29 protein-coding genes are annotated in these 24,904 nt (G+C 66.2%); 18 read left to right on the top strand and 11 right to left on the bottom strand.

From position 1 onward, the window contains the following. Nucleotides 1-6: 6 nt before the first annotated feature. A complete protein-coding gene (gene ychF, locus CAURIS_RS04090) occupies nt 7-1,092 on the bottom strand; it encodes a redox-regulated ATPase YchF (protein WP_290342949.1) in 1,086 nt (361 codons plus the stop codon). 93 nt (nt 1,093-1,185) lie between these two features. Here ychF and CAURIS_RS04085 point away from each other — a divergent pair, with 93 nt between their 5' ends. From CAURIS_RS04085 to CAURIS_RS04075, 3 genes are read left to right on the top strand one after another with little or no spacing between them, the layout of a single operon-like run. After that, nucleotides 1,186-2,568: an AI-2E family transporter gene (locus CAURIS_RS04085; protein ID WP_435384025.1), complete on the top strand. Its 1,383-nt coding sequence runs from the start codon at nt 1,186-1,188 to the stop codon at nt 2,566-2,568. Between the two features lie 38 nt (nt 2,569-2,606). Beyond that, on the top strand, nt 2,607-3,656 hold the full coding sequence (locus CAURIS_RS04080; protein WP_290343303.1) for a DNA recombination protein RmuC: 1,050 nt from the start codon (nt 2,607-2,609) through the stop codon (nt 3,654-3,656). A 38-nt stretch (nt 3,657-3,694) separates the two neighbouring features. Then, on the top strand, nt 3,695-4,324 hold the full coding sequence (locus CAURIS_RS04075) for a DUF6542 domain-containing protein (RefSeq protein WP_290342947.1): 630 nt from the start codon (nt 3,695-3,697) through the stop codon (nt 4,322-4,324). Between the two features lie 12 nt (nt 4,325-4,336). Here CAURIS_RS04075 and CAURIS_RS04070 read toward each other — a convergent pair whose 3' ends face one another. Next, nucleotides 4,337-5,290: a 4-hydroxy-3-methylbut-2-enyl diphosphate reductase gene (locus CAURIS_RS04070; protein WP_290342946.1), complete on the bottom strand. Its 954-nt coding sequence runs from the start codon at nt 5,288-5,290 to the stop codon at nt 4,337-4,339. Between the two features lie 134 nt (nt 5,291-5,424). On the opposite strand from CAURIS_RS04070, the gene xseA reads away from it, so the two are divergent. Next, complete coding sequence (gene xseA, locus CAURIS_RS04065; protein WP_290342945.1) at nt 5,425-6,681, top strand: exodeoxyribonuclease VII large subunit; 1,257 nt, start codon at nt 5,425-5,427, stop codon at nt 6,679-6,681. Nucleotides 6,682-6,716: 35 nt separating this feature from the next. Then, nucleotides 6,717-7,034, top strand: coding sequence for an exodeoxyribonuclease VII small subunit (locus CAURIS_RS04060; protein ID WP_290342944.1), 318 nt, complete (start codon nt 6,717-6,719; stop codon nt 7,032-7,034). A 4-nt stretch (nt 7,035-7,038) separates the two neighbouring features. Here the strand turns inward: CAURIS_RS04060 and CAURIS_RS04055 are convergent, their stop codons facing one another. Continuing rightward, nucleotides 7,039-7,611 carry a DUF4245 domain-containing protein gene (locus CAURIS_RS04055; RefSeq protein WP_290342943.1) on the bottom strand — a complete coding sequence of 191 codons (573 nt, stop codon included), beginning with the start codon at nt 7,609-7,611 and terminating at the stop codon, nt 7,039-7,041. Nucleotides 7,612-7,778: 167 nt separating this feature from the next. Between CAURIS_RS04055 and glpX the strand changes: the two genes are divergently transcribed. The 5 genes from glpX (at nt 7,779) to CAURIS_RS04030 (ending at nt 13,065) form a co-directional block, all read left to right on the top strand. Then, entirely contained in the window at nt 7,779-8,804 is a 1,026-nt protein-coding gene (gene glpX, locus CAURIS_RS04050; RefSeq protein ID WP_290342942.1) for a class II fructose-bisphosphatase, read from the top strand. A gap of 80 nt (nt 8,805-8,884) precedes the next feature. Then, nucleotides 8,885-10,285, top strand: coding sequence for a class II fumarate hydratase (locus tag CAURIS_RS04045; RefSeq protein WP_290342941.1), 1,401 nt, complete (start codon nt 8,885-8,887; stop codon nt 10,283-10,285). Between the two features lie 42 nt (nt 10,286-10,327). After that, complete coding sequence (locus tag CAURIS_RS04040; protein WP_290342940.1) at nt 10,328-10,858, top strand: hypothetical protein; 531 nt, start codon at nt 10,328-10,330, stop codon at nt 10,856-10,858. A gap of 45 nt (nt 10,859-10,903) precedes the next feature. Further along, a complete protein-coding gene (locus CAURIS_RS04035; RefSeq protein WP_290342939.1) occupies nt 10,904-11,530 on the top strand; it encodes a TetR family transcriptional regulator in 627 nt (208 codons plus the stop codon). Further along, nucleotides 11,524-13,065: an MDR family MFS transporter gene (locus CAURIS_RS04030; protein WP_435384024.1), complete on the top strand. Its 1,542-nt coding sequence runs from the start codon at nt 11,524-11,526 to the stop codon at nt 13,063-13,065. Before CAURIS_RS04035 ends, CAURIS_RS04030 begins: the two co-directional genes overlap by 7 nt. Here CAURIS_RS04030 and CAURIS_RS04025 read toward each other — a convergent pair. The 3 genes from CAURIS_RS04025 to CAURIS_RS04015 form a co-directional block, all read right to left on the bottom strand. After that, the gene (locus tag CAURIS_RS04025; protein ID WP_290342938.1) at nt 13,062-13,598 is read right to left on the bottom strand and encodes a GNAT family N-acetyltransferase; all 537 of its coding nucleotides are present in this window, start codon (nt 13,596-13,598) and stop codon (nt 13,062-13,064) included. The two genes, CAURIS_RS04030 and CAURIS_RS04025, sit on opposite strands and share 4 nt — an antisense overlap. A gap of 103 nt (nt 13,599-13,701) precedes the next feature. Then, nucleotides 13,702-14,283 carry an LGFP repeat-containing protein gene (locus tag CAURIS_RS04020; RefSeq protein ID WP_290342937.1) on the bottom strand — a complete coding sequence of 194 codons (582 nt, stop codon included), beginning with the start codon at nt 14,281-14,283 and terminating at the stop codon, nt 13,702-13,704. A 69-nt stretch (nt 14,284-14,352) separates the two neighbouring features. Next, the gene (locus tag CAURIS_RS04015; RefSeq protein ID WP_290342936.1) at nt 14,353-14,970 is read right to left on the bottom strand and encodes a LysR family transcriptional regulator substrate-binding protein; all 618 of its coding nucleotides are present in this window, start codon (nt 14,968-14,970) and stop codon (nt 14,353-14,355) included. 23 nt (nt 14,971-14,993) lie between these two features. On the opposite strand from CAURIS_RS04015, the gene CAURIS_RS04010 reads away from it, so the two are divergent. Continuing rightward, nucleotides 14,994-15,374: a DUF5997 family protein gene (locus tag CAURIS_RS04010; RefSeq protein ID WP_290342935.1), complete on the top strand. Its 381-nt coding sequence runs from the start codon at nt 14,994-14,996 to the stop codon at nt 15,372-15,374. Here CAURIS_RS04010 and glyA read toward each other — a convergent pair. Further along, nucleotides 15,371-16,663 (bottom strand): serine hydroxymethyltransferase, encoded by a 1,293-nt coding sequence (glyA, locus tag CAURIS_RS04005; RefSeq protein WP_290342934.1) that lies wholly within the window; start codon nt 16,661-16,663, stop codon nt 15,371-15,373. The two genes, CAURIS_RS04010 and glyA, sit on opposite strands and share 4 nt — an antisense overlap. 134 nt (nt 16,664-16,797) lie before the next feature. On the opposite strand from glyA, the gene coaA reads away from it, so the two are divergent. Continuing rightward, nucleotides 16,798-17,721, top strand: a complete 924-nt coding sequence (gene coaA, locus CAURIS_RS04000; RefSeq protein ID WP_290342933.1) for a type I pantothenate kinase — start codon at nt 16,798-16,800, stop codon at nt 17,719-17,721. Between the two features lie 129 nt (nt 17,722-17,850). Here coaA and CAURIS_RS03995 read toward each other — a convergent pair whose 3' ends face one another. From CAURIS_RS03995 to mca, 3 genes are read right to left on the bottom strand one after another with little or no spacing between them, the layout of a single operon-like run. After that, entirely contained in the window at nt 17,851-18,621 is a 771-nt protein-coding gene (locus tag CAURIS_RS03995; RefSeq protein WP_290342932.1) for an isoprenyl transferase, read from the bottom strand. 44 nt (nt 18,622-18,665) lie between these two features. Beyond that, nucleotides 18,666-18,959 (bottom strand): hypothetical protein, encoded by a 294-nt coding sequence (locus CAURIS_RS03990; RefSeq protein ID WP_290342931.1) that lies wholly within the window; start codon nt 18,957-18,959, stop codon nt 18,666-18,668. Then, on the bottom strand, nt 18,960-19,889 hold the full coding sequence (mca, locus tag CAURIS_RS03985; RefSeq protein ID WP_435384023.1) for a mycothiol conjugate amidase Mca: 930 nt from the start codon (nt 19,887-19,889) through the stop codon (nt 18,960-18,962). 79 nt (nt 19,890-19,968) lie between these two features. Here mca and CAURIS_RS03980 point away from each other — a divergent pair, with 79 nt between their 5' ends. The 3 genes from CAURIS_RS03980 (at nt 19,969) to CAURIS_RS03970 (ending at nt 21,679) form a co-directional block, all read left to right on the top strand. Continuing rightward, nucleotides 19,969-20,454: a DUF4307 domain-containing protein gene (locus CAURIS_RS03980; protein ID WP_290342930.1), complete on the top strand. Its 486-nt coding sequence runs from the start codon at nt 19,969-19,971 to the stop codon at nt 20,452-20,454. 132 nt (nt 20,455-20,586) lie between these two features. Further along, a complete protein-coding gene (gene greA / locus CAURIS_RS03975; protein WP_290342929.1) occupies nt 20,587-21,111 on the top strand; it encodes a transcription elongation factor GreA in 525 nt (174 codons plus the stop codon). A 58-nt stretch (nt 21,112-21,169) separates the two neighbouring features. Continuing rightward, nucleotides 21,170-21,679 carry a hypothetical protein gene (locus CAURIS_RS03970; RefSeq protein ID WP_290342928.1) on the top strand — a complete coding sequence of 170 codons (510 nt, stop codon included), beginning with the start codon at nt 21,170-21,172 and terminating at the stop codon, nt 21,677-21,679. A gap of 73 nt (nt 21,680-21,752) precedes the next feature. Here CAURIS_RS03970 and CAURIS_RS03965 read toward each other — a convergent pair whose 3' ends face one another. Next, nucleotides 21,753-22,547 (bottom strand): Bax inhibitor-1/YccA family protein, encoded by a 795-nt coding sequence (locus tag CAURIS_RS03965; RefSeq protein ID WP_290342927.1) that lies wholly within the window; start codon nt 22,545-22,547, stop codon nt 21,753-21,755. Nucleotides 22,548-22,777: 230 nt separating this feature from the next. Here CAURIS_RS03965 and CAURIS_RS03960 point away from each other — a divergent pair, with 230 nt between their 5' ends. The 3 genes from CAURIS_RS03960 to CAURIS_RS03950 are packed head-to-tail and all read left to right on the top strand — an operon-like array spanning nt 22,778 to nt 24,902. Continuing rightward, entirely contained in the window at nt 22,778-23,584 is an 807-nt protein-coding gene (locus CAURIS_RS03960; RefSeq protein WP_290342926.1) for an ABC transporter ATP-binding protein, read from the top strand. Beyond that, nucleotides 23,581-24,225, top strand: coding sequence for an ABC transporter permease (locus CAURIS_RS03955; RefSeq protein ID WP_290342925.1), 645 nt, complete (start codon nt 23,581-23,583; stop codon nt 24,223-24,225). Before CAURIS_RS03960 ends, CAURIS_RS03955 begins: the two co-directional genes overlap by 4 nt. Continuing rightward, the gene (locus CAURIS_RS03950; protein ID WP_290342924.1) at nt 24,222-24,902 is read left to right on the top strand and encodes an ABC transporter permease; all 681 of its coding nucleotides are present in this window, start codon (nt 24,222-24,224) and stop codon (nt 24,900-24,902) included. The genes CAURIS_RS03955 and CAURIS_RS03950 overlap by 4 nt, the downstream gene beginning before the upstream one ends. Nucleotides 24,903-24,904 lie beyond the last annotated feature (2 nt).

Genomic DNA, 24,904 nt, shown 5'->3' with positions numbered 1-24,904 from the left:
CTCGCGTTACACGTTGAACTTAAACTCCACCACGTCGCCGTCCGCCATGACGTAGTCCTTGCCCTCCTGGCGCACCTTGCCGTGGGCGCGGGCCTCGGCCATCGAGCCCAGCTCATCGAGGTCGTCGAAGCTGACAATCTCGGCCTTGATGAAGCCCTTCTCGAAGTCGGAGTGGATCACCCCGGCGGCCTTCGGCGCGGTGTCGCCCTGGCGGATCGTCCACGCGCGCGCCTCCTTGGGCCCCGCGGTGAGGTAGGTCTGCAGGCCGAGGGTTGCGAAACCAGCCTTGGCCAGGGTGTTCAGGCCCGGCTCCTCCTGCCCCACGGCAGCGAGCAGCTCCGCGGCATCCTCCTCGTCCAGCTCGAGCAGGTCCGTCTCGCTCTGGGCGTCGAGGAACACGGCCTCTGCGGGTGCGACGAGAGCGCGAAGCTCGTCCTTTGTCGCGTCGTTGGTGAGCACCTCCTCATCGGAGTTGAACACGTAAAGGAAGGGTTTAGCCGTCATGAGGTGCAGATCGCGCAGAAGCGCCAGGTCAAGCTCGCCCGCCTTGCCCGCGGCGAACAGGGTGCGGTCCCTCTCGAGCACTTCCTGCGCCTTTGTCACCTCCGCGACGGTGGCGGCGACCTCCTTGTCCTTGCGCGCCTCCTTTTCCAGGCGCGGCAGGGCCTTTTCAATCGTCTGCAGGTCTGCGAGGATCAGCTCGGTGTTGATCACGGCGATATCGCTGGCCGGGTCGACCTGCCCGTCGACGTGGATGACGTTGTCGTCCGAAAAGGCGCGCACCACCTGGCAGATGGCGTCGGCCTCGCGAATGTTGGCCAAAAAGGCGTTGCCCATGCCCTCGCCCTCGGACGCGCCCTTGACGATGCCGGCGATGTCGACGAACGACACGGTGGCGGGCAAGATCCGTTCGGAGCCAAAGATCTCCGCGAGCCTGGCCAGTCGCGGATCGGGCAGCTCCACCACGCCCACGTTGGGCTCGATGGTGGCAAAAGGGTAGTTCGCCGCCAACACGTCGTTACGCGTCAGGGCGTTGAAGAGCGTGGATTTACCCACGTTGGGCAGACCGACAATTCCAAGAGTAAGGCTCACAGCCGCTCATCCTATCCCACGGCCCGGTGACGGCCCTCGCGGGGAGCGTGCGAGGCGCCGCCGGGGACGTCGCAAAGCGAGGGCCGATGGGGCATGATAGTGCGGGTGAGTACCGACGACGAGGATCGCACCCCCGACGACCAGATCGACCGCGGGGTAGTTATCAACGAGTGGCTGAAATCAGCCGCGATGTTCACCCTGCGCGTGCTCATCCTCGCGCTGTTTCTTTTCGCGGCGAGCCAGCTCATCGGAACCTTCTGGGCGGGCATTCTTCCGGTGGTGCTCGCGCTCATCGTGTGCACGGTGCTCGCGCCGCTGTCGACGTTCATGCGCCGCAGGCGCGTTCCCGCCGCCCTGGCCTCGATCCTCTCCATCCTCGCGTTTTTCGGGGCCGCCGGTTTCATCGGCTCGCTCATCGCACCCGACATCGTGGCCCACTCGCAGATCCTCTACCTCCAGGCCCTTGAGGGCATTCAGAGGCTGCAGCTGTGGCTGCAGGGCCCGCCGCTGAACATCGACCCGGAGGAGCTGAACAACGCGATCAACGAGATTGCGAACTGGCTGCAGAACCAGGCCGGGGCCATCGCCGGCGGGGTCTTCGCCGGGATTGGCACCGCGGCCGGAGTCGCGGTCACCCTCACCGTCGTGCTCGTGCTTACCTTCTTCTTCCTCAAAGACGGCCACCGCTTCCTGCCCTGGCTGCGTTCCGCCACGGGCGGCCGCACCGGCCTGCACGCCACGGAGCTGCTCACCCGCGCGTGGAAGACGCTCTCAGGCTTCATCCGCGCACAAGCAGCAGTTTCGCTTGTCGACGCCTTCTTCATCGGTGTGGGCATCGCCATCGTCGGGGTGCCCATGGCGTTCACCCTCGCGGTGATCACCTTCTTCGCCGGCTTCATTCCGATTGTCGGCGCCGTCGTCGCCGGCGCCCTCGCTGTCCTGGTCGCACTGGTCTCGCTGGGCTTTACCGAGGCCCTGATCGTGCTCGTGATCGTCATCGCCGTGCAGCAGCTCGAGGGCAACGTTTTGCAGCCCGTGCTGCAGTCCCGCGCCATGAACCTGCACCCGGTGATCGTCCTCGTCTCCGTCACTGTCGGCGGCGGTCTCTTCGGCCTCATCGGCGCCTTCCTCGCGGTCCCCGCCGCCGCCATGATCGCCGTGTGCTACCGCTACGTCCTGGACATGCTGAAGATCCACGCCGGCGAGAGGACCGCCGCCCAGCTCGACTTCGCCACCGAGGAAGGCCGCGCGATCGCCGAACTCGAAGAGCGCGAGTCCGTCTACGAGCGTAAGGAGTGGCGCGGTGACCGCGACTGGGCCCCCGCCGCGGTCACCAGCGACTTTGCCCCCGAGTCCTCGTCGACGAAGGCGAAACCCGGCTGGCACAAGCTGCGCGACAGCGAACGTCTGCGCCGCCTCACACAAACCGACGCTTTCGCAAAGTTGTTCGAACGGAAGGGCCGCTCCGAGGATTAGCGTCCGGGACGTATGGCACACTGCTGCCCATGTCCGCGATGTCCATTGCTTCCGCGCTTGTCGTCTTCTCAGCCGGCCTCGTCCTCGGCGCCCTCGCCTGCTACGCCGCCGTACGCGGCCGCACTGCCCCGCCCCCGCCAGCCAGCCCGACCGACATGGCGCCGGTCACGCGAGCCCTGGAGCGCCTCGCGGGCCACCTCGACGACATGGACGAGGACCGGGCCGTCGCCTACTCCGCCCTAGCCAGCCAGGTTCAGGCGATCACGCGGACCTCGGCGCGGCTGTCCGACCGCACAGATCAGCTCATCTCGGCCCTGCGCTCCCCGCAGACCCGGGGCCGATGGGGGGAAATGCAGCTGCGGCGTGTCGTCGAGCTCGGCGGCATGCTCGAGCACTGCGACTTCGACGTCCAGCACAGCGCGCTTATCGACGGCACCCGCGTGCGCCCAGACATGCTCATCCGTCTCTCTCACGGCCGTTCAATCATCGTCGACGCCAAAGTCCCCTTCTCTTCCTACCTCGACGCGCTCAACACGGAGGACCCAGAAGAAAAGCAGGCGTACCTTCGCCGCCACGCCCACCTACTCCGCCAGCACGTGGACACCCTGTCGTCCAAGGCCTACATCGAGGCCTTCCAGCCCACGCCCGAGTTCGTGGTCATGTTCGTGCCCGCGGACCCCTTCCTCGACTCTGGCTTGGCTACCGATCCTGAGCTGCTCGATTACGCCTTTTCCCGCGACGTCGTCATCGCCACGCCCACGACGCTGTTCGCCCTGCTGCGCACGGTGGCGCTCGGCTGGCGCCACGAGGCGATGAACGACAAAGCCAAGCAGGTCCAACGCCTAGGCGCCGAGCTCTACCAACGCCTCGCCACTATGGGCGAGCACTACAACCGCGTCGGCCACGCCCTCGAAAAGGCCGTGGAGGCCTTCAACGCCACCGCCGCCTCCATCGACTCCCGCGTCATGGTCACTGCCCGCAAGCTCGACGAGCTGGGGGTGCCTGCCCGAACCACCCGCGGCCGCTTACCCGAGCTGCACCGCGTCTCCGCCTCGCCCCGACACGCGGCCGAAGAAAGCGGAGACTGAGTCCATCCGCGGCCCGGGGGTAGGTAGAATGACCCGACGTGTCACACCCGTCGTCCCGCACCTCCCACGCTCAACGAGCGACCTTCGTCGGGCTGCCGACCGGCTCTGGCATCGCCATCATCTTCGCCGCGGTATTCACCGGCGCCCTCATCTCTATCTACGCAGAGCAGATCGGCTGGCCGTTCCTCGTGCTCTTTGCTGCGGGATCGGTGCTGGTGGCGACGTTAGTCAACGTCAAGGGGCTGGCGCTTACCGTCCTGTGCGCCCCGGTCTTCTACGCCGCGGGCATCGTCGGCGCAGGGTACGTCATCGCGCGGGCGAACACGACCACCGAGGGCGCAGGCATCTCGCGGACCTCACTTCTTGCCATGGCATATCCGCTCGCCGAGTTCTTCCCCGTCCTCGCCGCGGTCACAGTCGGCTGCGCGGTGATCGCCTTCCTCCGCGTTGCGCTGATCAAGCGGCACAATGACCGCGTGGAAAAGCGCGAGATCCGGGACCGGAGCCAGGCGGCGGCAAGCAACCGGCGCACGACCAACCAGAGTCGGCGAGCGCGCGCCCGAGCTAACTCTGTCACCGTCGAGGAGCTGATGCGGCGCCGCACGGCCCCGACAGACGCCGAGCGCTCGCCGAGGCGCCGCCTCGGCGAGGATCTTTACCGCGATTAGGGCCCGCGCTTCTTACACCCGTGCCGCGCGCAGGTCGCGCGGCAGCGAAAACGTGATGGTTTCCGTCGTGGTGGTGACCTCCTCAACGTCCGTAAAGCCGCGCTGCGCCAGTGAATCGACCACATCGCGCACGAGGATCTCCGGAACGGAGGCACCGGAAGTGATCCCCACGGTGTCCACCCCGTCCAGCCACGCATTTTCGATCTGGTGCGCGTAGTCCACCAAGTGGGCGTCCTTCGCCCCGGCTTCGAGGGCCACCTCGACGAGGCGCTTCGAGTTCGAAGAGTTCTGCGAGCCGACCACGATCATCAGGTCGGCGCGCGGGGCAATCGCCTTCACCGCCACCTGACGGTTCTGGGTGGCGTAACAGATGTCGTCGCTCGGCGGATTCTCCAGGTTCGGGTAGCGCTCATGGAGCTTATTGACGATCACCATCGTCTCGTCGACCGACAACGTCGTCTGGGACAGCCAGACGAGCTTCTGCTCCTCCGGAAAGTCCGGCAGGGCCTCGACCCCCTCGACACCGTCGACAAGGTGCGTGACCTCCGGGGCCTCCCCTGCCGTTCCCTCGACCTCCTCGTGGCCTTCGTGGCCCACCAGCAAGATGTGGTAGCCGTTGCGGGCGAAACGCTTTGCCTCGTTGTGCACCTTCGTCACCAGCGGGCAGGTCGCGTCGAGGGTAAGCAGGTTCCGCTCGGCGGCCGAGTTGCGCACCGCCGGGGAGATCCCGTGAGCGGAGAAAACAAGGTGCGCCCCCTCCGGCACCTCGTCGGTCTCCTCGACGAAAATCACGCCCCGCTCCCGGAGCGTTTCCACAACGTACTTGTTGTGCACGATTTCCTTGCGCACGTAAACGGGTGCCCCGTACTTCTCCAGCGCTTTCTCCACGGTCTCGACCGCCCGGTCGACGCCTGCGCAGTACCCGCGGGGGGCGGCGAGAAGAACCTTCTTACCCTGATCAGTCATGGAACCTAGGGTATCGAATCACCGTCTAAAAGGACAGGCACCACTATGCTGGTGATGTTTGCTGGGGGCGCGCGTGCGCGCGGCACTCCCCCGCGCTGACCGAGGTATTCAAGAAAGGGGCGGGCATCGTTTCCGTGACACAGACTTCCCACAACTCTGCGGCGAGCACCCCCGAGTCACCGTGGGCCGTATCCAAGCTCAACCAGTCGGTCAAAAGCTGGGTGGAAAAGCTCGGCTGGCTCTGGGTCGAGGGTCAGCTCACGCAGGTCAACATGAAACCGACCTGGAAGCTGTCCTACCTCACCCTGCGCGACACGCAGGAGCAGGTCAGCGTCCAGCTCACGGCGAGCACGTCCCTTTTGCGTTCTCTGCCCACCCCCCTCAAAGACGGCGACCGGGTGGTCATCTACGGCAAGCCCGCGTTCTACGCGGGGCGCGGCTCCTTTTCCATGTGGGTCACAGAGATCCGCCACGTCGGCGAAGGCGAGCTTCTCGCCCGCATCGAGCGCCTGCGCGCTCAGCTCGCCAGCGAGGGCCTGTTCAGCCCCTCCCGCAAAAAACCCCTGCCCTACCTTCCGCGCACCATCGGCCTGATCACGGGTAAAGGATCCGCCGCCGAGCGCGACGTGCTCTCCGTAGCCCAACAGCGTTGGCCCGCTGTGAGCTTCGCCGTGCGCAACACCGCGGTCCAGGGCGCCAACGCCGTACCCGAGGTCATCGCCGCCCTCCGCGAGCTCGACGCCGACCCGCTTGTCGACGTCATCATTATCGCCCGGGGCGGAGGATCCGTCGAAGACCTCCTCCCGTTCTCGGAGGAGGCACTCCAACGCGCCGTCGCCTCCGCCACCACGCCAGTCGTCTCGGCAATCGGCCACGAGCCCGACAACCCGGTGCTGGACAACGTCGCCGACCTGCGAGCCGCCACACCGACGGACGCCGCCAAGCGCGTCGTCCCCGACGTCGCACAGGAGCACGCGCTGCTCGACGAGGCCCGCTCCCGGATGAACGCGGCCCTGCGCGGCTGGGTCCAGCGCGAGCGCTCTACCCTCCAAGCCCTGCGATCGCGCCCAGTGCTGGCTAACCCCCTCACGCCGATTCAGCAACGCCGCGAGGAGGTCGACCGATCGCGTTCCCTCATCCGGCGCGACGTCAGTTACCTGCTGGACAAAGAAAAGGCGGCGGTCCGCGCGCTACGCGCGCAGGTCTCGGCCCTCGGCCCGGCGGCGACCCTGGCCCGCGGTTACGCCGTGGTGCAGGTGATTCCGCGCGACCACAGCGAACCGGAAGTCGTCACCAGCATCGCGCAGGCCCCGCCAGGTTCGCAGCTGCGGATCCGCGTCGGGGACGGCTCGATCACCGCCGCCGGGATGGGCACCACCCCAGCCGACTAGCCTCACACCACCGAAAACACAAGGAGCAAGGACTCATGAGCGAACCCACGCAAAACACTTTCGGCGCCGGTCAGGGCGGACAAGCTGCGCTGCCGGACCCGGAGAACCTCACCTACGAGCAGGCCCGCGACGAACTTATCGAAACGGTGAAGATCCTCGAGCTTGGCCAGATGAGCCTAGACGAATCCCTCGCCTACTGGGAGCGCGGCGAAGCGCTGGCCAAGCGCTGCGAGGTCCTCCTCGACGGCGCCGCCCAACGCGTGGAAGCCGCCATCGATACGCGCTCCGCCGAGGGCCCGGACGGGCAAGACAAGCCAGAGGCGGCAGACGCGCACCAGAACTCCCAGCAGTAAGGGGCTAACCGGCCGGAAGAGGCTCGCTGCTCAGAGTGGTTGCGATTACCTCGCGGCGCTCCTCGTCCGTCCCGGCGCCGGTGACCACGAGTCGTACGTCGCCGGCGTCCACCGCCCACACGTCGCGCACGTCTTCGGCTTCAGAGGTGAACACCTGCGCCTCAACGCCGTCGATGGTCTCGGAGCGCTCGTACTCTCGTGGGTGCGCGTCGAGCCCGCGGACGGCGTCTTCTACGCTCGCCCCGGTTTGCGTGAGCTGGATATATCCCTGGTCCGGAGTGACCCAGCCGACGACCGGCGCGGGGGCGCCGTCAATCACCGAGCGGCGGGCGGAGTTCGTCGTCCATTCCTCAGGCAACTGCGGGTGGCGCACGGGAAAATCGACGGCACGGGCCTCTAGGCCGAGGAAGGTCTCCGCGTCGACCTCCTGGACCGGCCCACCCTCGGGCTCACCCGGGTTAAAGGAACACAAGCCGGTGAACCCGACGACCAGGAGCATGGCGACGACGATGATCGCCATGTTGATCGCCATGTCCCGGCCGTCCTGGAAAATGCGGGGTTTATCGTCGGATGCCACGCGCCCTAGTATGACACGAGCCCCCGGCCACCCCCGTTAGAAGGTGGGAGGAACGAATAACGGGAGCCGAAAGTGGAACAATAGGGCGGGCGGAATGCCCGCGCATACCCCCGCGCCGTTCCCAGCGGCGCGCAACGAATCTTCTACAGCTCAGGAGGCTTCCTTCGATGACGCACACTTCGCCGACGCACGGGTCCACGGAGCACCCGGACCGTAACCTCGCCCTGGAACTGGTGCGCGTCACGGAAGCCGCCGCGCTGGCCTCGGGCCGCTGGGTCGGGCGGGGAATGAAGGAGTCGGGGGACGGCGCGGCCGTCGACGCGATGCGCAAGATGATCAACTCGGTCAGCATGGACGGCGTCATCGTCATCGGCGAGGGTGAGAAGGACGAGGCCCCGATGCTGTTCAACGGCGAACTAGTGGGCAACGGCACCGGCGCCCAGGTCGATATCGCCGTGGACCCGGTCGACGGGACAACGCTCATGGCGGAGGGGCGCCCGAACGCCATCTCGGTCATCGCGGCTGCGGACCGGGGCACGATGTACAACCCGAAGGATGCGTTCTACATGAACAAGCTCGCCGTCGGGCCGGAAGCGAAGGGCACCGTGGACATCACCGCGCCTGTGGAGCACAACATTAAGGCCGTCGCGAAGGCGAAGGGCGTGGCTCCCGCCGACGTCACCGTGGTCGTGCTCGACCGCACCCGCCACGAGCAGCTGGTGCGCGAGATCCGCGAGGCCGGCGCGAAGGTGCGCTTTATCGCCGACGGCGACGTCGCGGGCGCGATCGCGGCGGCCCAGGACACCAACTCCATCGACATCGCGATGGGCATCGGCGGCACCCCCGAGGGCGTGATCACAGCCTGCGCCATGAAGTGCCTCGGCGGCGAGATCCAGGGTCAGCTCGCGCCGCAGTCGGAGGCGGAGCGCACCGCCGTGCTGGCCGCGGGCCACGACCTCGACCGCATCCTCGGACTTGACGATCTCATTGCCACGGACAACTGCTACTTCGCCGCCACCGGTGTGACCAACGGCGACATGCTGCGCGGGGTGTCGTACCGCAAGAACGGGGCCACGACCCGCTCCCTGGTCATGCGCGCGCGCTCCGGCACGGTGCGCTACATCGAGTCGATCCACCAGCTATCCAAGCTGCAGTCCTACTCCGTCGTCGATTACTCCGGCCCCACCGATTAACCGACCAGCGCCGCGCCCGCACCGGCGCGAGCGGGCATAATCTCTAGTTGAACATTCCCCGAACAGAAAGATTGAGTTTCATGGCTGATCAGGAATACCGCATCGAGCACGACACGATGGGCGAGGTCAAGGTGCCTGTCGACGCACTGTGGCGCGCGCAGACCCAGCGCGCCGTGGAGAACTTCCCCATCTCTTTCCGCCCGCTGGAGTCCCAGCAGATCCGCGCGCTCGGGCTGCTCAAGGCCGCCTGCGCGCAGGTGAACAAGGACCTGGGCAACCTCGACGCCGCCAAGGCTGACGCGATCATCGCCGCCGCCAAGGAAATCGCAGACGGCAAGCACGATGACCAGTTCCCGATCGACGTGTTCCAGACCGGCTCCGGAACCTCCTCGAACATGAACACCAACGAGGTCATTGCCTCAATTGCCAAGTCCAACGGCGTCGAGGTCCACCCGAACGACGACGTCAACATGGGCCAGTCCTCGAACGACACCTTCCCGACGGCCACCCACGTCGCCGCCACGGAGGCCGCTGTCGCCGACCTCATCCCCGGACTGAAGGTCCTGCACGAATCCCTCGCCAAGAAGGCCGCCGAGTGGCACGAGGTGGTCAAGTCCGGCCGCACCCACCTCATGGATGCCACCCCTGTCACCCTCGGCCAGGAGTTCTCCGGCTACGCCCGCCAGATCGAACTCGGCATCCAGCGCGTGGAAGCTGTCCTGCCGCGCCTCGGCGAGCTGCCGATCGGCGGCACCGCCGTGGGCACGGGCATCAACACCCCCGCCGAGTTCGGCGGCAAGGTGACCGAGGAGCTGATTAAGCTTTCTGGTGTCGAGCAGCTCTCCGAGGCAGAAAACCACTTCGAGGCGCAGGCCAACCGCGACGGGCTTGTCGAGTTCTCCGGCGCAATGCGCTCGGTGGCGGTCTCCCTGTACAAGATCGCCAACGACATCCGCCTCATGGGCTCTGGCCCGCTGGCCGGCTTCGGCGAGATCCACCTGCCGGACCTGCAGCCCGGCTCCTCCATCATGCCGGGCAAGGTCAACCCCGTCCTGTGCGAGACGGCCACCCAGGTCTCCGCGCAGGTTATCGGCAACGACGCGGCCGTCGCTTTCGCCGGCACGCAGGGCCAGTTTGAGCTCAACGTCTTCATCCCCGTGATGGCCCGAAACGTGCTCGAGTCCTCCCGCCTGCTGGCTAACACGGCCCGCCAGTTCGCCACCAAGCTCGTCGACGGCATCGAGCCGAACGTCGAGCGCATGAAGGAACTGGCCGAGTCCTCCCCCTCGATTGTCACGCCGCTGAACAGCGCCATCGGCTACGAGGCCGCAGCGAAGGTGGCCAAGACGGCCCTCGCCGAGGGAAAGACCATCCGGCAGGCCGTCATCGACCTCGGTTACGTCGACGGCGAGAAGCTCACCGAGGAAGAGCTGGACAAGCGCCTCGACGTGTTGAGCATGGCCAACACCGACAGGAACTAGGCCGAAACCGGGCACCGTTCGCCCACCGATTGGGGGTTTGCCATGCCCGATTCCTTCAGCGAGCTCCGCGGCGCCGGGGGATCCAGTAGGGCGTGGGTGATCGGCGGCATCGCCGTCCTTGCCGTCGCGGTGCTCGCCGCCGTGGCCGCAGCGACGTACGCGCTGTCGCGCCCCGCCGCCGAGCGCAGCCCGCTGCCCCAGGTTGTCACTGTCACCGCGCAGCCCACCCCGCTTGACGACGCCCCGCGCGCCGACTCCCCCGCCCCTGGCACGTATTCCGGCTGGCTGACCTCCTCCTCGCCGCGGGGGGAATCCGGCTGGAACGGGGTGCTCACCTTCGGCGGGGACAGCGCCATGCTGTCGTATCCCGCCAGGAACTGCACGCTGCTGCTGACGCGAAGCGGCGAGGACGCGTGGGCTGCGCGCGCACTCACCAGGCGCTGCCCTGCTCACGATGGAACGTGGGAGTTGCACGAGGTCGAGCCGGGCGTGATCGAGATTGCGCTCGACGGCGCAGGCGGCGAATCCGTCCACGGGGCGGTGTCGTGGGAGCCCCCCGAAACCGCCGGATAACGCATACAGTTGCGAAATTGTGCACCGGGTGTAATCTCACACTCTGTGCATGAAAATAATGACGGGCTCCGGGAGCGCAAGCGGCGCGAGACACGTCGGCGCATCATCGAGGAGGCCATGAGCCTCGTGGAGAGCCGGGGCTTCGACGCCGTCACCATCGAGGACATCTGCCGGGCCGCCGACATCTCGCGGCGCACCTTCTTCAACTACATGGACTCGAAGGACGAGGCCGTGCTGGGGTCATTCCCCTTCGCCCTTCCTGACGAGGCCTTCGAGGCCATCGCGACGACACCGTCCGGCAACGTTCTCGAGCTGATATTCAGCCAGCTCACGGTGCGCCCAGATGCCCTGGGGCGCGATCACCTCTTGCGCCGCAGGGCTATCTTGAAGCGAAATCCGGCCCTGGCGGGCGCCGCTTTCGAGCGCGGTGGGGAAACCCTGATGCGGCTCGGGCGGGCCGTCGACAAGCATCTTGGGAATTTTCCGGAAGACCGCAAGCTGCCCGAAGCGCCGACGCAGATCGAGGCCAACGCGATCGTCAACCTCTTCTACGTCTCCGTCTCCACCTACCTCAGCAATCCGGATTTCCCCGCGACGGACCCCCTCGGGGTGGATTCACTGCGCGCGGCAGCCCGTTTCCACATCGATCTAGCAAAGGAGCTCTCGTGGTAGATACAGCCGAGGAACGCCCCCGCGTCGGCCTCATCTTCACTGCCCTGCTGACCACCATGCTCATGAGCTCGCTGGGGCAGATGATCTTCGCTACCGCGCTGCCCACGATCGTCGGCGAGCTCGGCGGGGTGGATCACATGAGCTGGGTTATTTCCGCCTTCCTGGTCACCATGACGATAGCCCTGCCCGTCTTCGGCAAGCTTGGCGACGGCGTCGGGCGCAAGTGGCTCTATATCGTCGGCATCGCCTTCTTTCTGGTCGGCTCCACGCTCGGCGGCTTCGCCTCCTCGATGGGCATGCTCATCGCAGGGCGCGCGATCCAGGGCTTCGGCGCCGGCGGCATGATGGTCTGCGCCCAGGCCATCATCGCCGAGGTCGTCCCCGCCCGGGAACGCGGCAAGTACATGGGGGCGATCGGCGCGGTCTTCGGCGTCGCCTCTGTCCTCGGCCCCGTCCTCGGTGGCTGGTTCACCGACGGCCCGGGCTGGCGCTGGGGGCTGTGGATGAACATTCCTCTCGGGCTGGTGGCGATGGCTCTGTCCGCCGCGGTGCTCAAGCTGCGCACCGGCTCCGTGCGGGGTCTCAACTTCGACTGGCTCGGCACCCTGTTCATGGTGGTGGCCACTACCTCGCTGATCCTCACCACAACGTGGGGCGGCACCCAGTACGAATGGGGCTCGCCGATCATCCTCGGGCTGATCGCCGCGACCATCGTCTCCTCCGTGCTGTTTGTCCTCGTCGAGGTTCACGCCGCGAACCCGCTTATCCCCATGTACCTGTTCCGCAACCGCAACATGGTGCTGACCACCGTGGCGGGGCTCGTCCTCGGAATCGCGATGATGGGCTCGCTGGGGTATTTGCCCACCTACCTCCAGATGGTCCACGAGCTCACGCCGACCGACGCCGGCCTGATGATGCTGCCGATGGTCCTGGGCATGCTGGGTACCGGAATCGGCGTGGGGTTCCTCATCTCGCACAGCGGTCGCTACAAGATCTTCCCGCTGCTCGGCATGGGCTTTGTCGCGCTCGGTCTATGGCTGCTGTCCACTCTCGAGGTGAGCACGTCCCTGCCGATTCTCGGGCTCTATATGTTCATCTTCGGCTTCGGCCTCGGGCTGGTCATGCAGGTGCTGGTGCTCATCGTGCAGAACTCCTTCGCCCTGTCGATGGTGGGTACCGCCACTGCCGCGAACAACTTCTTCCGCCAGATCGGCGGCGCACTCGGCGCCTCCCTCATCGGCTCTCTGTTCGTGCACAACATGACCGAGAACCTGCGCGAGCGCGTTCCCGACGCCCTCACTTCGATGGGGCCGGAGGCAGAACCTTACGCAGAGGCATTCACCTCCGGGTCGGCGCGACAATCGCTGACCCCAGAGGCCGTGGGCATGCTTCCCGACGCCCTCCGCACCGCCGTCCTCACGAGCTATAACGACGGGTTGACGCCAATCTTTTTGATGCTCGTGCCCCTTGCCCTTCTCGCTCTGGTCCTCCTCATCCCAGTGCAGGAGGACCCGCTGAAGGAGACCATCAGCTAGCGCCGCTTCTCCCCCGGCTTCGGCAGCAGCAGCTCATAGATGTCGGTGTCGCGCCACTCTCCTTCCATATCGCCGTAGGTCATCTTGGCCATGTGGTGGAAGGTGCCCACCTTCGCGAACCCCCGGGAGGTGTGCAGGCCGGCGGAGCCTTCGTTTTCGGGGAAAATCCACGAGTGGATGGACCACTTATCGAGGTCGATGCAGGCTTCGATGAGCCGGTCGAGCAGCGCTCCCGACACCCCGCGGCCCCGCGCGTCCGGGTGGGAATAGATCGAGTCCTCCACCACGCCGTGGAAGACGGAGCGCGACGACGCCGGCGCGGCTGAGACCCAGCCGAGGATCTTGTCGGGGTTGTCGTCGTCAACCGCGACGAACACCGCCTCCATGATCTTCTTCGCCGTGAACTCCTCCCATGTCGGCCCCTCCGTTTCATAGGTGGCATGGCCGGAGCTGAGGCCCATCTCGTAGATGGCGCGTACCTGCGAATAATCATCGCGCCGGATGGGACGGATCGTAAAACCGTTCTGAGACATGTCGACAATCTTTCACTTTTCCATCCCGCAGCGCAACGAAGACGCGTAAAGCCCTGCTCCGGCCCCGTGCGTGGGGCTAGAACAGGGCTTGTGCGAGTGCTATTTACTCCTCGATAACGTTGGCGGTGAAGACACCGTCAGCGCCACGGACCCACTCGATGCGGCCGTTCTCAAACTCCTGGACCCAGCCTTCCTGGTCCGGGTGAACCTCCTCAGGCGCAACCGGGAAGCCCAGGGAGGAGTCCGCGCGGACATTGGTCAGCCAGTTGTTGGCAATCTCACCCCACGTCGGAGCGCCACCGGTGTTCTCGTTCCAAGCGACGTAACGCTCCTCGTCATAGGAGACGATCCAGCCGTTCTCGGTCTCCTCAACCTCGACCGGCTCGCCCCAGTCCGGCTCCGCGTACTGGCCCATGGCGTCCGCAAGGCCCTGCGGCACCAGTACCGTCGCGCCGTCCGCGGTGGTCACCTCGACGGTGACGCCCTCGGCGGTGTCACCGCTCTCGTTAGCCTGCTCCTGCTGCTCCTCGGGCTCCGGGGTGACCTCCTCGGCGTTCTCCTCCTCGGTGGTCTCCTGGGCCGTGGTCTCCTCGGCGGGCTGCTCCTCTTCGTCCGCGCATGCGGTAAGGCCCGTCACGAGTGCGAGCGCGGCAACGCTTGCAGCGATCTTCTTGCGAACAATCATCTTAAAGCTGTTCCTTTCGTTGTAGGTATCACCTGTACCAACCACTGTACGGAAAAATCTCCAGACGTGTCATCGCCGCCCCCTCCGCGACCCCCTCGAACGGCGTTCAGAATAGCCCTTAACCTGGTTTTTCGATCCGCGGGAAGAATTTACGGTTCGGCCCTTTGCCACGCCGACAAAGTCCTGGATCGCGTCGGAATCGGCTACTTTTTGCCACACCAGTGCGATAGTCGTGACGGGCGCGGCTTCGTCGATTAGTTCGAGCGCGGCCACCTGTTTTTTCGCCAGAATCTTCAGCAGCGGACGCGGCGCGAAGGCGACGCCGACGTTCGCCGCGACGACCTGGAGGGCGTCGCGAAGCTCGCCGATTTCCGCGCCGGCGGCGAACTCAAACGTCACGATCTCACCCTCGAGGTCCGCGCGACGCACGGCGCCCCCCACCTCGGCGTAGACGGATTCCTTCGGCACGGCAACACCCGGCGCCTCCTCGTACAGCTTGACCACGTGGTGCCGCTCGCTCACGCGCTCGTCTGGCAGTCGGACCAGCGCGAGGTCGCAGCGGCCTTCCCCGAGTTCCGCGAGCGGGTCGTCGCGCCCGGCCGCCTCGATCGCCTCGCGCCTGAACGCCTCGTAGCGGCGCAGCCATTTGCCGGGTTCGGTTCCTGTGACGAAGGAAAGCCTGAGCATGGGTCAATGCTACCGTCAAGGCCATGACGCAGAACCAGCCTTCGGGCACCGCAATGAAGCCCGCCACCGCGGCGAAGAAGCTCGGAATCTACCTCCCCGCCACCCCGCAGACCTTCCAGGAGGGTGCCGTAACGCACGCCGAGCTACGCGCTCTGCAGAACAACCCTCCCGAGTGGCTGAAGCAACTGCGACTGAACGGGCCTCACCCGCGGCCGGAGGTGGCGCGCAAGCTTGGCATCAGCATCACCGCCTTGAAGGCCAACGGAATGGACAAGCCCTTGACTACCGAGGACATCAAGGCGCTTCTGGCGGATCAGCCCGCATGGCTGCGAAAAGCCCGCACTACCTTGGCCGAGGAGCGCGGGCTTGATGAGGGCCTTAATGAGGGCCAGGAAGAGGGTTAGAGCAGCTTCCAGTCCTCGAGGTCCGGGTAGAGGGGGTACTTCTCCGCGAGCTTGTCGACGCGCGCGTGCAGCGCCTCGACATCAGCGCCGTCGCCCTTGATGAGCACCTCCGCGATGATCTCGGAGACCTCGCGGAAGTCCTCCGCCTCAAAGCCTCGCGTGGCCAGCGCCGAGGTGCCGATGCGCAGTCCGGAGGTGACCTTCGGCGGGCGCGGGTCGAAGGGCACCGCATTGCGGTTGACGGTGATGCCCGCGCGGTGGAGCAGGTCCTCCGCCTGCTGGCCGTCCATGTCGGAGTTGCGCAGGTCCACCAAAACGAGGTGGACGTCCGTGCCGCCGGAGACGACGTCGATGCCAGCCGCCTTGGCGTCCTCCTGCGTCAGGCGCTCGGCGAGGATGGTCGCGCCGTCGAGCGTGCGCTGCTGGCGGTCCTTGAACTCCGGGGTGCCGGCGATCTTGAAGGCGGTGGCCTTCGCGGCGATGACGTGCATGAGCGGCCCGCCCTGCTGGCCCGGGAACACCGTCGAGTTGAGCTTCTTGTGCAGTTCGAGGTCGTTGGTGAGGATGAAGCCGGAGCGCGGTCCGCCGATGGTCTTGTGAACGGTGGAGGAGACAACGTGCGCGTGAGGCACCGGGGAGGGGTGCAGGCCCGCGGCCACGAGGCCGGCGAAGTGCGCCATGTCGACCCACAGGTAGGCGCCGACCTCGTCCGCGATGGAGCGGAACTCTGCGAAGTCCTGCTGGCGCGGGTAGGCCGACCACCCGGCGATGATCACCTTCGGCTTGACCTCGCGGGCCTGCTCGCGCAGCTTCGCCATGTCGATGGTGTGGGTGTCCTTTTCCACCTGGTAGGCGGCGACTTTGTAGAGCTTGCCGGAGAAGTTGATCTTCATGCCGTGGGTCAGGTGACCGCCGTGGGCCAGGTCGAGGCCGAGGATGGTATCGCCCGGCTCCGCCAGCGCCATGAGCACGGCGGCGTTTGCCTGAGCTCCCGAGTGCGGCTGGACGTTGGCGTACTGCGCGCCGAAGACCTCCTTGGCGCGGTCGCGAGCCAGGTCCTCGACGACGTCTGCATACTCGCAGCCGCCGTAGTACCGGCGGCCCGGGTAGCCCTCAGCGTACTTGTTGGTGAACACCGAGCCCTGTGCCTGCAGCACGGAACGGGGTACGAAGTTCTCGGAGGCGATCATCTCCAGCGTCTCGCGCTGGTGGCCCAGCTCGTTGCGGATGGCCTCGTAGACTTCGGGGTCGAATGAGGCCAGATCTTGATAGCGAAGGTCGTCAGACACGTGCTCGGGTCCTTTCGGTGGATTCTTCAATAGGGGGCTGCCCTAAAAAGGGCGTACCAAGCAGTATATTCACCGCCTGCGGGTCGGGCACCCGCTTTTTCGTGCAAATCCTTAGAGGTGACACAATGGAGTGCATGTCCCGCGCTGCCGAATCCAGCCCGTACGTCGATTTCCCGCGCGAAGCGTGGCGCAAACGGCGCGCCGCCTGGCCCCAGGTCCTCACCGAGGCCGAAGTTGCCCAGCTCAGCGGCATCGGGGAAAACCTCGACCTCAACGAGGTGGCCGAGATCTATCTGCCGATCTCCCGCCTCATCCACCTGCAGGTCCTAGCCCGCCAGAAACTCACCGCGGCGACGGAGACCTTCGTGGGGGCTCCCATCCACGTGCCCTACGTCATCGGGCTGGCAGGCTCTGTGGCTGTGGGTAAGTCCACCACCGCACGCGTGCTCCAAGTGCTCCTGCAGCGCTGGGAATCCCACCCGCGGGTGGACTTGGTCACCACCGACGGCTTCCTCTACCCCAGCGCCGTGTTGAGCGAGCGCAAACTGATGGGGCGCAAGGGCTTCCCGGAGTCCTACGACAGGCGCCAGCTCATGCGCTTTGTCACCGAGGTCAAGTCCGGAAACCACGAGGTGCTCGCGCCCGTTTATTCCCATAATGCCTACGACATCATCCCGGGCGAATACCAGGTCGTGCGCCAGCCTGACATCCTCATTCTCGAGGGCCTCAACGTGCTACAGACGGGGCCGACGCTCATGGTCTCGGACCTCTTCGACTTCTCCCTTTACGTCGACGCCGCGACCTCTCACATCGAGCAGTGGTACATCGACCGCTTCCTTAAACTACGCACCACCGCCTTCCGCCAACCCGGCGCACACTTCGCCCGCTTCGCCGACCTCGACGACGAGCAAGCGACCAAAGAGGCGCGCGAGATCTGGCAGTCCATCAACCTGCCGAACCTTGTGGAAAACATTCTCCCCACGCGGGTGCGCGCCTCACTCGTCCTGCGCAAGGGCCCCGACCACTCCGTCGAGCACGTGCGCATGCGCAAGCTTTAACGACGCCCGCCTGGCCTCGTTCTATTCCCCCCACGTCTCCCCCTTACGGTATGCCACGGTGTACCTCAGCCCGCTTCTCGCTGCGCTCACCGCCGCTCCTTCCGCGGCGCGGGGCTGTCGGGGCTGCTCCTACTTGCCGAAGCGTCGCGATCGTTGCGAATAGTCCCGCAGCGCGCGCAGGAAATCGATCTTACGAAACGCCGGCCAGTACGTGTCCGTAAACCAAATCTCCGAGTAGGCGGCCTGCCACAAGAGAAACCCGCTCAGGCGCTGCTCCCCCGAGGTGCGGATGACTAGGTCAGGGTCCGGTTGCCCCGAGGTGTACAGGTGGCGCGAGACCGATTCGATGGTGACGGACTTGGACAGGTCGCTGGGGGGAACACCGGCGGCGACGGAGGCGTCGATAAGCGAGCGGACGGCGTCGACGATTTCCTGGCGCCCGCCGTAACCCACGGCGATGTTGACGCTCAGGCCGGGCTTTTCCGTCGTCGTAGCCGCGGATTTGCGCATCCTGTCGGCGACCTCGGCCGGCAGCAGGTCGAGGTGGCCGACCAACTTGATCCGGCACGTGTAGTTTTCAGTGGCTAGGTCGTCGACGACGCCGGAGATGATGTCGAAGAGGAGCTCGACCTCCTCCGTGGTGCGCTGCAGGTTCTCCGTGGACAGCAGGTAGATGGTGACTACGTCGACATCCTGCTCCGCCGACCAGCGGACAAGCTCGCCGATCTTGGCGGCACCGGCCCGGTGGCCGTGGGAGATATCAGTGTAGCCCGACTCGCGGGCCCAGCGCCGGTTGCCGTCGGCCATGACGGCGATGTGTTTGGGGCGCGGCTTGCCGCGCAGTTCGCGTTTGAGCCGCGCCTCGTAAAGAGGGTAGAGAATCTTCGCCAGCGCTGTCACGCCTACTACCCTATCCTGCCGCCAGGTGGCCCGAATACACGGGATTAGAACCGAGACTTGCGGCGTTGATCGAGCACCCCAGCCTCCGCCATCGCCCGGTCCACGGCCTCTTCGTCGAAGGGATCAATGCCGCGGGCCTCCGCGAACAGGCGGCGCCGGTGGAAGCGCGAATAGCGGCGATGGAAAGAAAAACCGATGAACAAAACGACCACCAGAAGGCTGACGATAAGGAGCAGGCCAATCGGCGAAGCCTTACCGAACTCCGGGCCGACGGGGGTCTGCGGTGGTGCCTGGGCGATGATCCACCCGGAGGCGTTCGTGAGGGCGTCGATAGGCATCTAGTTCTCCCTGGAAGCGCCGGCGTCGACGCCGGCGAACAAGTCGTCTTCGGGCAGCGTGGTGGCAACGCGGCTGTGGGCCAGCTCGAACTCCTCGGTGGGCCACGCCTTCTGCTGGTCTTCCACCGGGCTGGCCAAAAAGGCGCCGGCGGGGTCGATCTGCGTGGCGTGGGCGGTCAGCGCCGCGGCCCGGCGGTCGAAGTAGTCGCTGCACTCGATCTGCGTGGTCACGCGGCTCATGATGTCGGCCTCGTTGCTTTGCCATCGCTTGATCATGACGCCGTACGGGCTGCGCTCGCCACGCTCGAGAAGCATCTCGTGGAGGCGTTCCATGCGCTGCAGGATGAATCCGTGGGAATAGTAGATCTTCTGCGGGGCCCAGGGCTCGCCGAGCTCCGGCGCATAGTCGGCGTCTCCGGCCCTGTCCCACGCGAGCATGGAGACGACGTGGACCTTGATGTGGTCCGGGTGCGGGTAGCCGCCGTTTTCGTCGTAGGTGATGACGACGTGCGGACGGAACTCGCGGATCACACGAACAACCTCGCGGCAGACCGTATCATCATCCTCCAACGCGAAACAGCCCGCCGGCAAGGGCGGCACAGGGTCCCCCTGGGGCAGGCCCGAATCCTCGAAGCCCAGCCACTCGTGCTCGACACCGAGGGCGGCGGCGGCCTGCGCCATCTCCTCCTCGCGCACGTTTCTGATGTTCTCCAGCACACCCGGCCTATCCATCGCCGGATTGAGAATGTCGCCGCGCTGGCCGTCGGTGCAGGTCAGCACCTTGACCCTGTCGCCTTCTGCTGCGTACTTCGCCATTGTGGCCGCGCCCTTGGACGACTCGTCGTCAGGGTGGGCGTGAATTGCCAAAAGGCGCCTGCCGCTCACTGTGTCCTCCCGGTTGCGTAGGGGCTTTCCTTCAACCCAACTCATCTTAGTACCATCTGCGATGAAGTCATTTTCCGCTTCCAGCACTCGTCTAGCCCCCTCTACCATCAAGGAATCATCGCTCGTGTCCTCGTCTCGGCCCCGCACGGATCAGCCCGCCGACCGCCGCCCCTTTGCCCGCTACGGCCGGGCCGGAAAGGCTGCAACGCCGCGCGGGATCGGCGGCAAGGTCCTCGTGGTCGCCCTCGTCGTGGTCGTTGTCCTCATCGCCGTCGCATTTGCCCGCACCCTCGTGGAGAGAAGTTCGGTTCCCGTCACGGCCGACTTCATCACGCAGGAGGCTGTCGACGACTCCACCACCCGCCTGTGGATCGACGTAACCCGGCAAAACACCGAGGTGCCTTCCTACTGCATCGTCACAGCGGTGGACTACAGCTTCGCCGAGGTGGGGCGACGCGAAGTGGTCGTGCCCGCCGGCGGCGAGCCCCTCACCCGCATTGGCGTGGACCTTCCCGTCCGGGAGCCGGGCGTCTCGGGGAGGATCTACGGCTGCTCGGAGGACATCCCGTTCTACCTGGACACCAGCGCCACGCACACCGAGGCGCGCTAGCGCGATTGTCACGGGCGCCCGCGTGGTAGGATTCGCCTGTATATTTGCATGTTCCACCGGCGAGCCGAGCCGAGCGCTACCCTGCGCAGCGGCCGCTCGCCTGACGTAATCCAAAGGGGAGGTCCACACCTCATGGCTGAAACGCAGCAGCAGTACATCACCCCGGAGATGAAGGCCAAGCTCGAAAGCGAGCTGCAGGCTCTCATCGACAACCGCCCGAAGATCGCGGCGGAGATCAACGAACGCCGCGAAGAGGGCGACCTGAAGGAGAACGCGGGCTACGACGCCGCCCGCGAGCAGCAGGACCAGGAAGAGGCCCGGATCAAGCAGATCTCGGAGATCCTCGCAAACTCCACCACTGAGCGCGCGGGAGTCATCGAGGGCGTCGCCCACGTCGGCTCGGTCGTCCACGTCTACTACAACGGCGACGAGAACGATAAGGAGACCTTCCTCATCGGCACCCGCGCCGCCTCGACGGGCAACAAGGACCTGGAGACCTACTCGGAGAACTCTCCGCTCGGCGCGGCGGTGCTCGGCGCCTCCGAGGGCGAAACCCGCACCTACACCGCGCCGAACGGGCGGGAGATTTCGGTAACGATCGTGGACGCCGCGCCGTATGATTCGGTTAAGGCTTCCACGCCCCGCGCGCAGCCCTAAAGACGCGCTCTGTCATGTGATATTCGAAACTTCGCAGCACGAAAATAAGGATTGATCCGTGAACCTCTCTTCCTCCCGCACAGCAGTAGCCGCCGGTTTCGCCGCCGTCGCGGCCCTCGGTTTGGCCGCCTGCTCGCCTCCTGGTGAGGTCGACTCCGAGCAGAAAGTGGACACCGCGACAGACCAGGACCCCAACTCCTTAAGCGGCGGCACGGCCCAGAGCCACGACGCGAGCCCCACCAACGTCGCCGAGGTGGCCACCAGCACGGCGCCCGCCGCCGACTCGCTGCCCGTACTGCGCAACTGCGGCGAAGCCGGGGAGATCGAGCCCAACCAGGTCGACCTCGCGTGCGCGGAACAGAACGACTTCATCGAGGACATCGAGTGGAACGAGTGGAGCGCGGACCTCGCCACGGGCGTGGGCACGCGCGTGACGCGCGAGCCGGACCGCCGTGTCGAAGACATCGAGATCGTTCTCGGCAACCCGGAGCTGATTGACGGCGAGCTGCAGTTCACCACCGTCACCGTCGACGGCATATCCATCAACCCGGAGAGCCAGTACAACTAGTTCCGCCCGAAAAGGCAGGCCCTTCCCCGCGCGTTGCGGGGAAGGGCCTGTTTTTGTAGCCAGCGCAGGGGCGCTAGTTCCTGTTATCCACGAAGTACGCCAGCAGGCGCAGGATCTCCGTGTAGAGCCAGACGACGGTGACCGCGAGACCGAGGGCCACTCCCCAGGCCATGTTCGCCGGCGCTCCGGTGCGCACCAGGCGGTCAGCCATATCGAAGTCCTGCAGGAAGCTGAACGCTGCGAGGCCGATGCACACGAGGCCGAAGATGATGGAGAGCATTCCGCCGTCGCGAAGCGGGTTTGCCTGCGTGAAGATGGCCAGCAGAAGGTTGCCCAGGACCATGATCGCCACGCCAAAGATCGCGCCGGTAAGGATGCGGTTGAAGCGGGGGGTGACGCGGATCGCGCCCGTCTTGTAGACGAAGAGCATGCCGAAGAAGACGCCGAGCGTGCCGATGATCGCCTGGAAGATCAGCGCACCGGCGTTAGCGTTGCCCACCAAAAAGCCGCTGAGCACCAGCGAGAACCCGCCGACGAACAGCCCCTCGAAGGCCGCGTAGACCAGCGTGACGGCCTTGCTGCCGAACTTGCGGCCAAAGGCGTGCACCAGGACCGTGATGAAGCCGCCGATCGCACCGACGAAGGTCAGCCCCATGGCGAGGTTCGGGTTGCCGCTGAGAGCGATACCGAAGTTAATGACGGCGAACAGCACGATCACGCCGAGGGTGATGCCGGCCTTGGTCACGACATCGTCGATGGTCATGGGGCGCTCGTTGTCGAGCTGGGCCGGCTGCGAGGGCTGGTAGCCGTACCCGCCCTGGTCGTGCGCCCCCGGCAGCGAGTTCAACACGGGGTTATTGGTTTTCACTATGCCCTTTTCCTTTCGTCATAGGTTCACGTGGTTCACATGGGCCAACGCTATACCCAACGTTATGGACATCCGTTTAGTTCCCGAGTCCACACATAAGGCGTGTTTTCCCTGGATTCGTGCCGGGCAAGCGACGTATCAATGCGCAGCGCGCCGTTGGCCATTCAGGTAGGTGACCCCGACAGATAACCGCGCGCTTCCGGCTGAGTGATCGACTACGTTGGTTCCACATGATTGAGTTCCGCGGCGTCAGCCTGACCTACCCTGGCATGGACTCGCCTGCCGTCGACGCATTCAGCCTCACCGTGGAGAAGGGTTCGACGACCGTATTCGTAGGCCCGTCTGGGTGCGGCAAAACTACTCTGCTGCGCATGGTCAACCGCATGGTCCAGCCCGACTCGGGCAGCGTTTTCGTCCGTGGCCACGACGTCTCCGGAGCGGATCCGGTCGCGCTGCGGCGCAGCATCGGTTACGTCATGCAGCACTCCGGGCTCATGCCCCACCGCACCGCCGTCGACAACGTCGCGGATGTTGCGGCGCTGGGCGGGGCGTCGAAAAGCGAGGCGAAAGCCCGCGCCGAAGAGATGCTCGAGTTGGTCAACTTGGACCCGGCCTTGTTCGGGCGCTACCCCGCGGAGCTTTCGGGCGGGCAGGCCCAGCGTGTCGGCGTGGCACGCGGGATGGTCTCCCGCCCGGACGTGCTCATTATGGACGAGCCCTTCGCCGCGGTGGACCCGGTGGTGCGACGCGGGCTGCAGCGCGAAATCCTTTCCCTGCGCGAAAAGTGGGAACCGACCATCCTCATGGTCACCCACGACGTGGACGAAGCCTTCCTGCTCGGCGATCGCGTTGTGCTGCTCGGCGAGGCCGCACGGATCCGGCAGTCGGGGACGCCAGAGGAGATCCTGGCGCACCCGGCGAGCGAGGAGGTCCGCGAGTTCATCGGCGCCGAGGAGCGCCGCCTGCGCACGTGCCAACGCGGCGGGGAGACCTTCGTCGTCGACGCGGCGGGCCACCTTAAGGGGGTGCTGGAGTGAACTGGAACTGGCTGGCCGCAAACAGCGACCGAATCGCCTCGCTGGCGTTCGACCACCTCGCCTTGTCCCTGCCCGCGATCGCGCTGGCCTTTTTCATCGCGGTGCCCATCGGCTGGGTGGCCCACGCCTCGGGGCGCGCCCGCGAGGTCATCGTGGTGGCCACGAGCCTCATTTACGTCATCCCCTCCCTGGCCCTGTTTGTCTTGCTGCCTCTCCTTCTCGGGACCTCCGTGCTCTCCCCGCTCAACGTGGTGGTCGCCATGACCATCTACGGCATAGCGCTCATGGTGCGCTCCGCGGCGGACGCTTTCGGCGCTGTGCCCCCGGCCGTCGTGCAGTCGGCGGTGGCGGCCGGCTACACCCCGCTCGCCCGCGTGCTGCGGGTGGAGCTGCCGCTCGCCGGCCCCGGTCTGGTGTCCGGCCTGCGCGTCGTCGCCGCGTCCACCATCAGCCTCGTCTCCGTGGGAGCGCTGATCGGCGTCCAATCCCTCGGCACCCTCTTCACCGAAGGGTTCCAGCGCTCCTTCACCACCCAGATCATCGCGGGCCTCGTAGCCACGGTCGCCCTCGCCGTGCTTATCGACGTCCTCCTCGTCGCCCTGGGCCGCCTCTCCATGCCCTGGAGGAGGGCCCGAGCATGAACCAACTTCTCGACGCCTTGGGCTTCGTGGGCGACCCGGCGAACTGGACGGGCGCGGCCGGTATCGGCGCGCGGCTCGCGCAACACCTTGGATACACCGCCCTGACCGTCGCGCTCGCGGCGCTTCTCGCCGCTCCGCTGGGGGTGGCGGTGGGCCACTCCCAGCGCGGGTCCGCCGCGGTGCTGGCCGCCGCGGGAGCCCTGCGCGCCCTTCCCACCCTGGGACTTTTGACCTGGCTGACCATCGCGATCCCGGGCGGGGTCACGGCCCCTCTCGTGCCGGCCACGATTGTCCTCGTCGTGCTCGCGATCGCCCCGCTCGTAGCGGGAATCGTCGCCGGGTTCGACTCGATCGAGCGCGACGTTGTCCACTCAGCCCGCGCCGCGGGCTTCAGCGAGGCGCAGATCCTCGCCCGCGTAGAACTCCCGCTCGCCGCCCCGGTGATCGTCGGCGGCCTGCGTTCCTGCGTGGTCCAGGTGATAGCGACGGCGACAGTCGTGGCCTACATCGGGCTCGGCGGGCTGGGGCGCTACCTCATCGACGGTCTCGCGGTGCAGGATTACCCGCGGATGGTGGCGGGGGCGGTGCTGGTGAGCGCGCTGGCGCTTGTGCTCGACCTCGCGCTGGCCGCAGTGCAACGGGCGGTCCGCCCACGCGGCCTGGCGCGGACACGTTAGAG

Source organism: Corynebacterium auris, assembly GCF_030408575.1.
Lineage (GTDB): Bacteria > Actinomycetota > Actinomycetes > Mycobacteriales > Mycobacteriaceae > Corynebacterium > Corynebacterium auris.
The sequence above is the reverse complement of the archived record's forward strand: the minus strand, read 5'-3'. Positions and strand labels throughout refer to the sequence as shown.